The sequence below is a fragment of the Aliivibrio sifiae genome (genome assembly GCF_002954715.1).
In the GTDB taxonomy this organism is placed as follows: Bacteria; Pseudomonadota; Gammaproteobacteria; order Enterobacterales; family Vibrionaceae; genus Aliivibrio; species Aliivibrio sifiae.
Genome location: NZ_MSCP01000001.1, coordinates 1,743,643 through 1,757,301 on the forward strand (window position 1 = coordinate 1,743,643; position 13,659 = coordinate 1,757,301).

9 protein-coding genes are annotated in these 13,659 nt (G+C 38.2%); 2 read left to right on the forward strand and 7 right to left on the reverse strand.

Features of this window, described 5'->3' with window-relative positions; genetic code table 11:
* Nucleotides 1-26 precede the first annotated feature (26 nt).
* Entirely contained in the window at nucleotides 27-476 is a 450-nt protein-coding gene (yfbV, locus tag BTO23_RS07785) for a terminus macrodomain insulation protein YfbV (RefSeq protein WP_060990456.1), read from the reverse strand.
* 317 nt (nucleotides 477-793) lie between these two features.
* Between yfbV and BTO23_RS07790 the strand changes: the two genes are divergently transcribed.
* Both BTO23_RS07790 and pta read left to right on the forward strand, forming a co-directional pair.
* Complete coding sequence (locus BTO23_RS07790) at nucleotides 794-1,990, forward strand: acetate kinase (RefSeq protein ID WP_061001859.1); 1,197 nt, start codon at nucleotides 794-796, stop codon at nucleotides 1,988-1,990.
* A 96-nt stretch (nucleotides 1,991-2,086) separates the two neighbouring features.
* The gene (gene pta / locus BTO23_RS07795; protein ID WP_061001858.1) at nucleotides 2,087-4,252 is read left to right on the forward strand and encodes a phosphate acetyltransferase; all 2,166 of its coding nucleotides are present in this window, start codon (nucleotides 2,087-2,089) and stop codon (nucleotides 4,250-4,252) included.
* 289 nt (nucleotides 4,253-4,541) lie between these two features.
* Here pta and BTO23_RS07800 read toward each other — a convergent pair whose 3' ends face one another.
* From BTO23_RS07800 to znuA, 6 genes are all read right to left on the reverse strand, one after another.
* Nucleotides 4,542-4,784, reverse strand: a complete 243-nt coding sequence (locus BTO23_RS07800) for a FeoC-like transcriptional regulator (RefSeq protein ID WP_061001856.1) — start codon at nucleotides 4,782-4,784, stop codon at nucleotides 4,542-4,544.
* Nucleotides 4,781-7,057 (reverse strand): Fe(2+) transporter permease subunit FeoB, encoded by a 2,277-nt coding sequence (gene feoB / locus BTO23_RS07805; RefSeq protein WP_061001854.1) that lies wholly within the window; start codon nucleotides 7,055-7,057, stop codon nucleotides 4,781-4,783. The genes BTO23_RS07800 and feoB overlap by 4 nt, the downstream gene beginning before the upstream one ends.
* Nucleotides 7,058-7,059: 2 nt before the next feature.
* Nucleotides 7,060-7,287, reverse strand: coding sequence for a FeoA family protein (locus BTO23_RS07810; RefSeq protein WP_005418316.1), 228 nt, complete (start codon nucleotides 7,285-7,287; stop codon nucleotides 7,060-7,062).
* 513 nt (nucleotides 7,288-7,800) lie between these two features.
* On the reverse strand, nucleotides 7,801-11,223 hold the full coding sequence (locus BTO23_RS07815) for an AraC family transcriptional regulator (protein WP_105063314.1): 3,423 nt from the start codon (nucleotides 11,221-11,223) through the stop codon (nucleotides 7,801-7,803).
* Nucleotides 11,224-11,353: 130 nt separating this feature from the next.
* Complete coding sequence (gene mepM / locus BTO23_RS07820; protein WP_105063532.1) at nucleotides 11,354-12,694, reverse strand: murein DD-endopeptidase MepM; 1,341 nt, start codon at nucleotides 12,692-12,694, stop codon at nucleotides 11,354-11,356.
* A complete protein-coding gene (znuA, locus tag BTO23_RS07825) occupies nucleotides 12,691-13,584 on the reverse strand; it encodes a zinc ABC transporter substrate-binding protein ZnuA (protein ID WP_060990450.1) in 894 nt (297 codons plus the stop codon). Before znuA ends, mepM begins: the two co-directional genes overlap by 4 nt.
* Nucleotides 13,585-13,659 lie beyond the last annotated feature (75 nt).

Sequence of the window (13,659 nt, forward strand, 5' to 3'; positions counted from 1 at the left end):
TTACATAAAATTTATGTAAGGGAATATTAAAACCAACGTTCTAAGACTGTTTTATCTAACTGTTTAAACGCTTTATTTAAAATATTCGCCAACTCTTTATAGCGAGGTTGACTCTTCATTGGCTCTAATGCTGCCCCTGATTCAATGATCTTCTGGTACAACTCACGATACCAACTAGCTAGTGCGGGCGGTAATATTGTATTTGCTCGATTACCTAACCACCAAAATCCTTGCAATGGCATACTCAGTGCAAATAACGCAATGATAATCGCTTGTGGTAAACCAGCCGTATTATTAAAGGCCATTTGTGTCAATACACTGATGACGGCAACCGCTGGCATAACCTTAACTGCAAACTTAGTGGCTTTAATCACTCGTTGCTCTGGGAACATTGGAGCTAACTCTTTTCGCTCTGGCCACGTATCCATATAGGTTTGGCCATCTCGAAATCGGAATAGAAAACCGCTTTCACTCATATTGCCCCCTTAATTTCTAAACAAAAGTTTAAATATTCAAAAAAACACAGAATAAACTTGATTAGAATTAATATTATCTTAAAATATTTTTGTTATCTTAGCGCACAATCGTTATCCTATGCGCTGATTTATTTTTTGCTGTAGTTCTACTATAAGCTAAAAAAGGATAAATCGGCAAGGACTGCTGTAATGCTCTTTCTAAGGATAGCCAACTTTTTTATGCAAATGCGGTAATAATTTTCAAATTAACTGCATTTGTCATTGTTATGTCACTACGACATAACTTTAATTACTGATGAATAAATAGGTATTTATACATGTCTAAGCTGGTTTTAGTTTTAAACTGCGGTAGTTCTTCTCTTAAATTTGCGGTTGTTGACGCAGAATCTGGTGCTGAGCACTTAACTGGTCTTGCTGAGTGTCTTGGTCTTCCTGAAGCTCGTATGAAGTGGAAACTTGATGGCAAGCATGAAGCTCAACTAGGTGAAGGTGCAGCACACGAAGAAGCACTAGCATTTATGGTAGAAACTATCCTTGCTTCTAAGCCAGAGCTTAAAGCTAACCTAGGCGCTATCGGTCACCGTATCGTACACGGTGGTGAGCAATTCACTAAGTCAGCACTAATCACTGACGAAGTACTTAAAGGTATTCAAGACGCTGCAACTTTTGCACCTCTTCATAACCCTGCTCACATCATCGGTATCGAAGCTGCGAAGCATAACTTCCCAGAACTTCAAAACGTTGCTGTATTTGACACTGCGTTCCACCAAACAATGCCTGCAGAGTCTTACCTATACGCTCTACCATACAACCTATACACAGATCACGGTATCCGTCGTTACGGCATGCACGGTACTTCTCACCTGTTCATCACTCGTGAAGTTGCTGGTCTACTAAACAAGCCAGTTGAAGAAGTTAACATCATCAACTGTCACCTAGGTAACGGCGCATCTGTATGTGCAATCAAGAACGGTGAATCTGTAGATACTTCTATGGGTCTTACTCCTCTTGAAGGTCTAGTAATGGGTACTCGTTGTGGCGATATCGATCCTGCGATCGTTTTCCACCTACATGACGCACTTGGTTACTCTGTTGAGCAAATCAACACTATGCTAACTAAAGAGTCTGGCCTACAAGGTCTAACTCAAGTGACTTCTGATTGTCGTTTCGTTGAAGACAACTACGGCGAGAAAGAAGAAGCAACTCGTGCAATGGATGTATTCTGTCACCGTCTAGCTAAATACGTTGCAGGTTACACAGCAACTCTAGAAGGTCGTCTAGACGCAATCACTTTTACAGGCGGCATCGGTGAAAACTCTGCTCCAATCCGTGAAATGGTTCTTAACCGCCTAGGCATCTTCGGTATCGAAGTTGATAGCGAAGCTAACCTTAAAGCGCGTTTTGGTGGTGAAGGTACTATCACTACAGCAAACAGCCGCATCCCTGCAATGGTTATCTCTACTAACGAAGAGCTAGTAATCGCAGAAGACACAGCTAAACTAACTGGTCTATAATATCTCCTAAAAGGCTAGCCATTAGGTTAGCCTTTTTTCTTTCTATGGCTTTATCTATTTAAAGTCTCTTGCCCCAATAGTGTAGAGGAATCTTCCATGTCTCGTACTATTATGCTTGTTCCAATCAGTGCTGGTGTTGGTCTAACTAGCGCAAGTTTGGGTGTTTTACGTTCTATGGAACGTAAAGGCGTAAGCGTTTCTTTTTACAAACCTATCTCTCAACCTCGTCACGGTGGTGATCAACCTGATCTAACTACTTCAATAGTGACTAGCAGTAGCGATATTAAAGCAGCAGAACCTACAACAGTTTCTCGTGCAGAAGAACTTCTACGTAACGATCAAACTGATGTTCTTTTAGAAGAAATCGTTGCTCGTTATAAGTCTATCAGTGAAGACACTGATGTGACGCTTATCGAAGGTCTTGTTCCTACTCGTAAGCACCCATTTGCTAACCAATTAAATGGTGAAATCGCAAAAACTCTGGGCGCTGAGATTGTGTTTGTAGCTACTCCTGGTACAGATAATCCTTCTCAACTTAAAGAGCGTATCGAAGTAGCATGTTCTAACTTCGGCGGCACTAAGAACAAACAAATCGCTGGCGTTATCATCAACAAGCTAAATGCACCTGTTGATGAAGCTGGTCGTACTCGTCCAGACCTATCTGAAATCTTCGATGATGCAGATGCAACGACTAAGACTAATCTTGAAGTAATGCAAATCTTCAACTCTAGTCCTATTCGTGTTCTTGGTTGTGTGCCTTGGAAAATCGATCTAATCGCTACGCGTGCTATCGATATGGCTAAGCACCTTAATGCTGAAATCATTAACGAAGGTGAAATCGCAACTCGTCGTATTAAGAGCATCACTTTCTGTGCACGTTCTCTTCCGCACATGATTGAGCACTTCAAACCAGGTTCTCTTCTAGTAACTTCTGCTGACCGTCCTGACGTAATTGTTGCTGCATGTCTTGCTGCAATGAACGGCGTTGAAATCGGTGCGATCTTACTGACTGGTGGTTACGAGATCCCTAAATCAATTGCTGAACTTTGTAAACCTGCACTAGATGCTGGTCTTCCAATCTTCACAGCACAAGGTAACACTTGGCAGACTTCTCTTAATCTACAAAGCTTCAGCCTTGAAGTTCCTGCAGATGATAAAGAGCGTATTGAGTTTGTTAACGAACACGTTGCTAGCCACATTGACGGCCCTTGGATTGATTCTCTATCTGAAGGTACTGAAGGCATCCGTCGTCTAAGCCCACCAGCATTCCGTTACCAGTTAACTGAATTCGCTCGTAAAGCGGCTAAGCGCATCGTTCTTCCTGAAGGTGATGAACCTCGTACAGTTAAAGCTGCGGCTATCTGTGCTGAGCGTGGTATCGCGACTTGTGTTCTTCTTGGTAACCCTGAAGAAATCCGTCGTGTTGCAGCTCAGCAAGGTGTTGAACTTGGTGCTGGCGTTGAGATCATCGATTCTGAATCTGTACGTGAAAACTACATTGCTCGTTTAGTTGAGTTACGTGGCGCGAAAGGCATGACTGAAGTTGTGGCTCGTGAGAAACTACAAGATTCTGTATTCCTTGGTACTATGATGCTTGAAGCGGGTGAAGTTGACGGTCTTGTTTCTGGTGCGGTTCATACCACAGCAAACACTATCGTACCTCCATTCCAAATCATCAAAACAGCTCCTGATGCTTCTATCGTATCTTCAATCTTCTTCATGCTTTTGCCTGATCAAGTTCTTGTATACGGTGACTGTGCGATCAACCCTGATCCAACAGCTGAGCAACTTGCTGAAATCGCTATCCAATCTGCTGACTCTGCAGCGGCATTTGGTATCGACCCTCGCGTTGCAATGATCTCTTACTCTACTGGTGAATCTGGTAAAGGTGCAGACGTTGATAAAGTACGTGAAGCAACGAAACTTGCTCAAGCAAAACGTCCTGATCTAATGATCGATGGTCCTCTACAGTACGATGCTGCAATCATGGAAAACGTAGCTGCTTCTAAAGCACCTAACTCTCCTGTAGCAGGTAAAGCAACTGTATTTGTATTCCCAGACCTAAACACTGGTAATACAACATACAAAGCGGTTCAACGTTCTGCTGACCTAGTATCTATCGGTCCAATGCTTCAAGGTATGCGCAAGCCAGTAAATGACTTGTCTCGTGGCGCTCTAGTAGACGATATCGTTTACACTGTAGCTCTAACGGCTATCCAAGCTTCTCAAGCTGAGCAAGCTGGAGAAAAAGTAATTAACTAATTTAATGCTCTAGCAATAGAGTTTAGTTAATGAAAATAGAAAGACACGCGATGTAAATTGCGTGTCTTTTTTTGTGCTTAAAACAGGGACTAGGGACGAGTAATTAGGGATTAAGTAAGAGCGAGCAGAACTCTCAAGGTCTAATTCCTCCCAACGAGAAACTAAGAATACCTCTCGAATATTGCAAGTGAAGCTATAACATCTATAACAGCCTTTCCCTTTCGCCCATAAAAAAACGAGAACCTTTCGATTCTCGTCTTTATTAAACACTCTAATATAAACTCGATGGCTATCTTATATAAGTTGTCATTAACTCATCTTTATACACCGGACGATACCAAACACGCTCTGCTTCTTGGCAGCACTGAGTTTTGTCACAACCAATGAGTTCACGAGTTAACTTCCCTTTCTTCACCCAGAGCTCAAGCATAGCGTCAACACCATCTTCACTCATACTGAATTTTTTTGCTAAGGTAATTCGCTCTACACGACCTTCTTCGTCAATATATTGCTTAAGCTCTGTTAGAATCATACTAAGGCTGCCTCTTGTTGCTCGACTTCTCTACTCTTACGTTTTAATGCGAGATAAGTGATCGCCATTACAATCAGAGAAATTGCGATCCACATACTGCTTGTCATTGGCGCATTAGCAAAGTTTGCAATTTGGTAATATAACGTTGACGCGACATAAGCTAATAACATCGTCCAACCAGCAATAAAGTAAGAGTACTGGCGACCAAACTCACGCATATATGCCCCCATAGCTGCAACACATGGTGTGTATAACAAGATAAAGATTAAATAAGCCATTGCGCTTGCGCTTGTCACAAAGTGCGCTTGTAAATTACCAAAGATAGAATCAGCAACACCTTGATCTTCTGCGACCGCACTAGCATCGGTTAAATCACCCACTTCAACACCTAGAGGATCTGAATAACTTAAGCCAGATAAATTATCAGGAATAGACATTACTGCTTCTTCCAAACTAGCCATTAAATCAAATTCAGCGTCTTCATCTGCAGGGTCCGCATATAAACTGTTTAATGTACCTACAACCGCTTCTTTAGCAAAAATACCGGTAATAATGCCAACCGTTGCTGGCCAGTTATCTTCTTGAATACCAATTGGAGCTAATACTGGTGTCACGACTTGAGCAGCTTTTGATAATACAGAATTTTCACTGTCTTCATTACCAAATGTACCATCCATACCTAGGGAATTGAAGAAGCTTAAAATAGTAACTACAACCACAATTGTTTTACCTGCTCCAAGAACAAAACGCTTCAGCTTTTGCCATGTTTTAATCATGATGTTACGCATTGTTGGGAATTCATAATCTGGAATTTCCATAATGAACGTATCACTACGACCCGGATAGATAGTGTGCTTCAACAATAAGCCAGTAAATACAGCCGCTAAAATACCTAAGAAATACAAACCAAATACTACATTCTGGCCATTTTCTGGGAAGAAAGCTGCAGCAAATAATGCATACACAGGTAAACGGGCACCACATGACATGAAAGGAGCCATTGACGCTGCAAGTTTACGTTCACGCTCTTGTTCTAATGTACGAGTTGCCATGATAGCAGGCACATTACAGCCAAAACCAAGCACTAGAGGTACGAATGCTTTTCCTGGTAAACCAATCTTCTGCATTACTTTATCAAGGACAAACGCTGCACGAGCCATGTAACCAGAGCTTTCAAGTAATGATAGGAATAAATATAAACAACCAATAACAGGGATAAAAGTAGCAACAGTTTGAACACCACCACCAACACCGTTGGCAATTAAAGTGACTAACCAAACTGGTAAATGACCATCTAATAAGTAGTGTCCACCATCAACTAATAAAGCACCGACACCAATATCAAAGAAATCTATGAATGCGCTACCGATATTAATAGAGAACATAAACATTAAATACATAACGAAAAAGAAGAATGGGATACCAACCCATTTATTTAATATCACACTGTCTATTTTTTCACTGACACTGTGGCTCAATCCACCTTCTTGACGACGTAATTGCTGGCATAATTGATGTAAATAAGTGTATCGACAATCAGCAATGTGGAAATCAGCTTCAATTTTTGTGCTTAGTACATTAACGATGTTAGCAACGGTATTTCTTTTCTCTGATTCTAATGTGTTTAACACTAATGCATCGTTTTCTAATGCTCGAATTGCCAGAGAGCGACTAGACGCATACTCACTATTAAATAAATCAGATGCTTCTGTGATTGCAGCTTCTACATCTTCGCCGTATGACAACCCTAAAGGAGCCATCTTAATGCCTTGGGCAATAGACTTATGCAATTTCTCTTTAAACTTATGAACTTGACCATTGTTATTAGCTGAAAGCGCTAATACAGGACAGCCTAGTTTTTTTTCTAGTCCTTTAATGTCCAATACTTGGCGCTGACGTTTAAGTACATCCATCTTATTTAGTACAACGATCATTGGACGCCCCAATTCACGTAACTGCAATGTCATGTATAAACTGCGCTCTAAACACGATGCATCAACAACATTGATAATGACATCAGCCTCATGTGTGAGTACCGCACGAGAAGCGATTGTTTCATCAAGACTATTAACGTCATTACCGCTATCCAATGCATAGATACCAGGTAGATCCGTTAATAAAAACTCATCACCAGAACATGTATAACGTCCTGTTTTTTTCTCTACGGTTACACCAGCCCAGTTACCTACTTGCTGCTTCGCACCAGTCAGGCCATTAAACAAGGTTGTTTTACCGCTGTTTGGATTACCTACAGTTAATACTTGATACTGCATTTTTATAATTCCTTAACTGTAATTTGTTCTGCTAGATTTTTACGAATAGCAAGAGAAGTACCTCTTACGCTAATTTGTAACGGGTCTCCCATTGGCGCTTTACGCAATATAGCTATTTCAGTATGCGGAAGCATGCCCATTACCATTAATTTTTTTCTAGTATCTGTAGGTAATAAAGACATGTCTGTTACAACGGCTTTTTTTCCGCTTTCTAATTGCGCTAAGTTCATCTAAAGCTCCACGATAGTGAGAATCGTTATTATTTAGTTTCATTCTATCGCTAACAACCAGTTTTATCTTGCGCTAAATCAAGTTTTGTCAGTAAATTGACAAAACTCTTACAAATAGAGGGGTTTTATGAAAATTATCTTTATGTGATACCGCTTCCATGAACACGTTAATTACGTCAATTATAGCATACTTAAAATTGACGTTAAAAATACTCAGAATTAGGACAAAAACGACAACAAAAACAAAAACATTTAAAATCAATAACTTGAATTAAGAAACGACAAATGTCGCTTTTGTACTAATACGTTGTCGTTATTTTAATATGTGAAATAAGAGTGGTAGAGGTATAGTTATTTCATCGAGAGGGGAACCTCTTAATCTTTTATTCTAATAGAGGTAATAAGAGTAATCTTCTTACCTCGGCAGCAAGCGAAGGTGTCATTGACACCCGTGGCGTAGTCCCCCCGGCTACGTCACGATCTTTTTTTCTTTCGTTACTCTCTTCTTAATTATTACAACTCATCACTTTCTTTATCTTCATTTTCACTCACAAACTGAGTTGGAGATAGTCCATAATGACGCTTAAATCGCTTACTAAAATAAGATGGGTCGTTAAATCCTGATTCAAAAGCAGAATCTGCAACCTTATAACCTGAAATAAGCAATTCACAGGCCTTCTCTAATTTAATTTCAATTAAATATTCCATAAACGAACGTTGTGTTAACTGCTTAAATTTCCGTTGGAAGTTTCTTTCTGAAATAAATAACGCTTTGGCAGCTGCACTTGTACCGAAGGCTGGATTTCGATAATTGTCCTCCACTATTTTATAAACACCAATTAACCAACGTTGATGTAAATAGGCGTCATCATTAATTTGTTCACCAAACTTCGCTAAAGGTACTTTATCAATTAAGCTATCTATCGCTATAGGCCATGATAAAACAAGCTTGTTGTTGCCTAGCACATTCTGTTTAACTTCAAAGTGCCCACCATTTTGTACCGTAAGTTGCTTAACAGAAGAAAGGCCTAAAGCTTGATGTATAACTTCTATAGTTTGAGTTAAATCGACTCTCTTTAATGCCTCAAGTTCACTTTCAATAATACACTCACCATCACTAATAAAGTGAGTAGTCACTCTTTCTTCATCACAATGAATTTGGATTACTACCCGCTCACTAAACTGACTTCTTTTTAATAAATGAAATAACACATTATTAAAAATCGCATCAATTAATAAAGGCTGAACAAAAATAGAACAGTTTTTAGAACTGTCCTCTAAACAGAGATTGACTCCCTTTAAGTGATATTCCTCTTTCCAGCCTTTAACCGCAGCTCTTAGTAAGGTTGATAAGACTTGGTTCGTTCTATTATTCTTCTGTTGCATCACTAATGGTTCAATATGAGTCAACTGTTTTAATAAAGACAAACTGTATTCACATTGATTAGCTAATGCTAAGTTTGTTAACGACCCTTTCTTTTGTAAATCATGTTGAATATCTTTTATAGGTTGTTGGGCTTGCTCTGCCATTTCTGAAATTACATGTTGCCTTACCGTCAATAATTTTTGTAATTGGCGATTACTTGAAACCAACACCTTTCCTTGGTTTCTCAACTGCTGTGTTTTTATTTCAACGCTTTTCTTTAATTTTTCATTACTCTTTTTAATTTCTTTTGAACGCCATGAATAGACACCTAAGACAGTAAAAATAGCGACACTAAAAAGCAAAAAGATAAACCATGGCGCAAGAAACCAAGGAACCTCGACATAAAATAAGAACTCAGTGACATTACTGCTTCGTTGACCATTATTACCAGGCTTAATCCGTAAGACATACTTCCCAGGTTTTAGGGAATCAAAAATTAATGAACTTCCTTCAAAGTGTTGCCATGATTCATCACTTGATCCAACAAGCTGATATGAGAACAATTTATTTTGGAACTCAGGAAGAATACCGAATAAGAACGAAATACTGGTTTCATAAGGAATTGGGGTTTTAAGTTTTTTCTCAGAGCCATAACTAACTGCCAAATGATCTACTTTTACTTGTCCAATAACCACGTGTGGTTTAGTAATTTGGTATTCAAGTAATTCTTGTTCATCAGCAAAAAACAGCCCATCCTTACTAACAAACATCATGGTCCCATCATCTGAAATTGAACACAAATCAGTTAATAATTCATTATTAATTAACCCTCTTTGGCTTCCAAAATGCTTAGTCAATCGCCCTTGGTGTGTATATAAAGAAAGGCCTTTACTTGATGTTAACCAAACTCCGTTACTGGTCGATAATACACAGTGTGGCGTTGTATATTCAGCAGATAACTCAACGTCTTTTCTACCGCCTTTAGAATCACTGATCTGTAAACCATAGTTACTGACGATCCAAGAATCGCCATACTCAGTATCTACCATATCAAGAATACTACCCGCTCTAATATAAGCATAATCAAAGGTTAGAGCCCCATTCTCATACCTATACAGTCCCATGTTGGTTCCAATCAATATCTGACCATTTTTGTTTTCATAGATATGCGTTATTTGAGTTGAGTATTTTTGTTCTAAGGCCCAATAGAAACCTAAATAGACAAGTTCATCTGTTGTTGAATCGTATTTATATAACCCTTTAGAACTTGATAGCCATAGTATTCCTGAGGTGTCCATTAAGAGATGCTCAATATTCTCATTATTTATAACTTCAAGTCCCTTTACTCTGCTGACCTTATTTGATTTTACTTCTAACCTATAAACACCAGAGGTAGTTGCTGCCCATATAAAATCATTATCACGAGATAGGTCATTAATGTAATAAGGCATTATCTCGGTAAGACCTGATGTGATTTCATTATTATTCAATTGAAATAAGCCAGTGGAAGTTCCGATCCAAGAGTGTTGATCTGATGTTTGTTGTATCGCCGTTATTTCATGAATATCAAGATGTCCATTTGCTTCTTTATATCTCACTCGAGTAAATAAACGGCTCCCATCAGAGTAATAACTTACACCATTATCAGTAGCCACCCATACACCATTATTGTTATCAGATAATAATGCATAAATTTTATTTCCTTCGAGTGAATAATCATCCCTTACAACAGATTCAAAATACTCTAGCTTCTTTGTTTTTAAACTCCATTTATACAAACCTTGTTCTGTTCCAAACCAAAAAGAGCATTTAGTCTCTGCAAAAGACAATAAAGTAAGATCATTTGAAATTTTATTATGAATATTTAACTGATTACCATCTAGCTCAGCGATCCAAATACTATCATGTGTTCCTAAAATTATTTTCCCCGTTTCTTCTGAATAAAAAATGGCATCTATGTATTGACCCAAATGCAAGGGAGTAAAACTTTCAGTTATGGTATCAAATTCAAAAAGCCCTTCTGAGGTAGATACTACCCAACGCTTATTAATATAGATTGCACTGGTTATCGCTATCTCATCATGAATCGCACTGGTATTAGCTTCATTAATATTTGCAGTATAGAACGCGTTAGTTTCTGGCTCATAAACAAAAAATTGCTCGCTATTATTTCCCCAAAAGACACCTGAGTTTTGATTAATATTAAGTAAATTATTTGTTTTAGGAAGTATGTATTCAACGTTTAAACCTTGATCATTTGACCAAGATTGAATCTTACTGTCTTTAATAAACCAAAATTTATTATCATAAAAGGAAATTTGTCTTGGTAACTCAGAATCTGTTCGATTACCTAAAGTAAATATATTTGCACCATCAAACAGATGTACCTGTCCATAGACGTCATACATCCATAAAGCACCATCATCACGTAAGAAAAGCTGTTGGGCCGTTATATATTGCCCGTCAGCATGAATTGGCATGGGATAAAAAATAGTGTTATCAGATAAGGAATAAGTGTAAGTAGAAAATGAGAGGAGGATACTTAAAATAAGTATTCTAAAGTGAAACATCTACTCGCCTTAATATAAAAAGAGAAAAAGTATCAACATGATAGAAAAACTCTGTCCATATAGCAACGAAGTAAAAAAGCCCTTTCTATTATTTAAAATAAAAAGGGCTAAGAAATATTAAAAATTAAATTTAGACTTGGTCACGTAAAGCATCAATCGTTAATTTAGCTTGTTGTTTAAAATGCGCTCGTTCAGATTCTTTTACCGGTGACGCTTGTGGTAAAGGTACCTTCATTGAGTTTACTGCTCGACCATTTTTAATTAACTCATAATGTAAGTGAGGACCTGTCGAACGACCTGTATTTCCACTTAACGCAATTTTATCTCCCATTGATACTTTCTGGCCTTTTTTAACCAAAATCTTGCTTAAATGTAGATAACGAGTCATGTATTCACGACCATGCTTGATAATGACATAATTACCGGCAAGAGGATGATGTAATGCTCTAACTACAACACCATCACCCGTTGCATAGACCGAGGTTCCCACTGGTGCAGCAAAGTCCGTTCCATTATGTGGAGAAATACGTCCAGTGATCGGGTGCTTTCGGTAAGGATCAAATGGAGAGCTAATTCTAAAGCGTTGATGTGTTGGATAACGCTCTAACGCTCGATTTAAACTACGACCTTGAACATCATAATAATGATCATCAGTGTGTTTAACTAGCGTGATTTCTCTACCAGCATTTTCATACAACACCGCTTTAACTTCACCTGATGATACGGCCTTGCCGTCAATAAATTCTTTATCAACTTCAACGGCAAACTTATCGCCCTTACGGGCTTCTTTACCAAAATCAAATTTCCATTGTAATTGCTTTGCCAATGTTTGAATTTGGCCAGGGGTTAGTCCTGCTGAACGTGCTGAATTATAGAAATTACTGGTGACTCTTCCTGAAAGAAAAACAGGTTTAATCTCACCTTCTTCTTGTTGTTGGGTAAAACTATATTTATCCCCAGCCCAAGCGTACACATCAGTATCTTTAATGTTTCGGTGAATTTTAAGCTCTGTTAATTTTCCATCTTCATCCTGTTGCCATTCTAAATCAACACCGACACGCATATTTGCCGCTGACTTATTCACTTCGAGTAATGAATACATATCAGACATTGGTAATGCATATTGATTAAAAATTGCACCTAGTGTCTCACCTGAAGCTACAGTATGAGAATGTAAGATATCTTTAGCGGCTAATTGCTCATCTAACTCATCTTTAGGTGCATTAAATTCAGGATCATTAGGATCAAAAATCGTACCTACAGGTTCACTATTTTGATCTGCTAATGTTTGAAGGTTTTCACTTGATAGAGAAACCTCATTTCTATTTGAAACAGAAGAAGTACTCTGTAAGCTATGTGTTGGTTTCCAGATGAAAATAGCGCAAGTAAATAGGAACAAAGACAATAGAACAAACTTATGCCTTTTAGATAGCGTACCAAATCTAGCTGCTATAGCTTCTTTATATTTTATTGACTTAGACAACGTGATAACTCATTACTGATGGTTGACAAAAATATAAAATAAGCACCCTCTTCATCTGCTTGCTGTATCGCTAAAGGATCAAGTTCTCCTTTATTGACCTCTGTGCCTCTCGTAATTGTAGTCACAATTGCTGGCTCAAACTGAGGCTCTGAAAAGACACATACTGCTTGCTGATTTAAAAGTGATTTTTTTATATTAATCAAAGTTTTTGCACCCGGTTTTCTATCCGGACTCACCGTAAAGTGCCCCAAGTTATTCATTCCAAAATAACGTTCAAAATAGCCATATGCGTCATGGAATACGAAGTATCCTTTATCTTGCACTGGCTTTAATTGGTCTGAAATCGTCTTCACTGCCTGTGTTAACTTATTTTCAAACACGGCAAGGTTAGACTGATATTGCTCTTTATTCAATGGATCCTTTTTAATCAGCTGTACGGTTATCTCTTTTGCGACTCCTAATGCTTCCTTTGGACCTAACCAAAAATGCGGGTCTGTATTGTGATGATGCCCAACTTCTTCGGCATGATCATCATGGTTATGTTGATCAAAATGGAAAAAATCAACAGAACTAAACTGACTAATTGTTACTACATTCTTTTGGTCTTCTAATATTTTACTTAAAAAAGGTTCTAAATCATTTCCATACCAAATGATCATGTCTGCTTTTTTCACTTTCTTTATGTCTGAAGGTCGTAATGCATAATCATGAGGAGAGGCACTTTGTGGAACCAAATAGGTAGATTCAGAGACACCATCGGTAAGTTCTTGTACGATTAAATGAATCGGTTTGACTGAAGACAACACCGTCATAGCTTGGGCTTGAGTCCCAACTAGAGTGCATAAACACAGTACAATAAATTGAATTTTTTTATTCATTTGCTTCTCTTAAAAAATGTGATGGCGATTGGATTTCTAAAATGTTACATTATAACACTTACTAATTGCAAACGA

What these genes read in the sequence shown, in the direction of transcription:
- BTO23_RS07810 (WP_005418316.1), bottom strand. Translation starts at nt 7,287, where the DNA reads ATGAACTTAGCGCAATTAGAAAGCGGAAAAAAAGCCGTTGTAACAGAC.
- pta (WP_061001858.1), top strand. Translation starts at nt 2,087, where the DNA reads ATGTCTCGTACTATTATGCTTGTTCCAATCAGTGCTGGTGTTGGTCTA.
- BTO23_RS07815 (WP_105063314.1), bottom strand. Translation starts at nt 11,223, where the DNA reads ATGTTTCACTTTAGAATACTTATTTTAAGTATCCTCCTCTCATTTTCT.
- BTO23_RS07790 (WP_061001859.1), top strand. Translation starts at nt 794, where the DNA reads ATGTCTAAGCTGGTTTTAGTTTTAAACTGCGGTAGTTCTTCTCTTAAA.
- yfbV (WP_060990456.1), bottom strand. Translation starts at nt 476, where the DNA reads ATGAGTGAAAGCGGTTTTCTATTCCGATTTCGAGATGGCCAAACCTAT.
- BTO23_RS07800 (WP_061001856.1), bottom strand. Translation starts at nt 4,784, where the DNA reads ATGATTCTAACAGAGCTTAAGCAATATATTGACGAAGAAGGTCGTGTA.
- feoB (WP_061001854.1), bottom strand. Translation starts at nt 7,057, where the DNA reads ATGCAGTATCAAGTATTAACTGTAGGTAATCCAAACAGCGGTAAAACA.
- znuA (WP_060990450.1), bottom strand. Translation starts at nt 13,584, where the DNA reads ATGAATAAAAAAATTCAATTTATTGTACTGTGTTTATGCACTCTAGTT.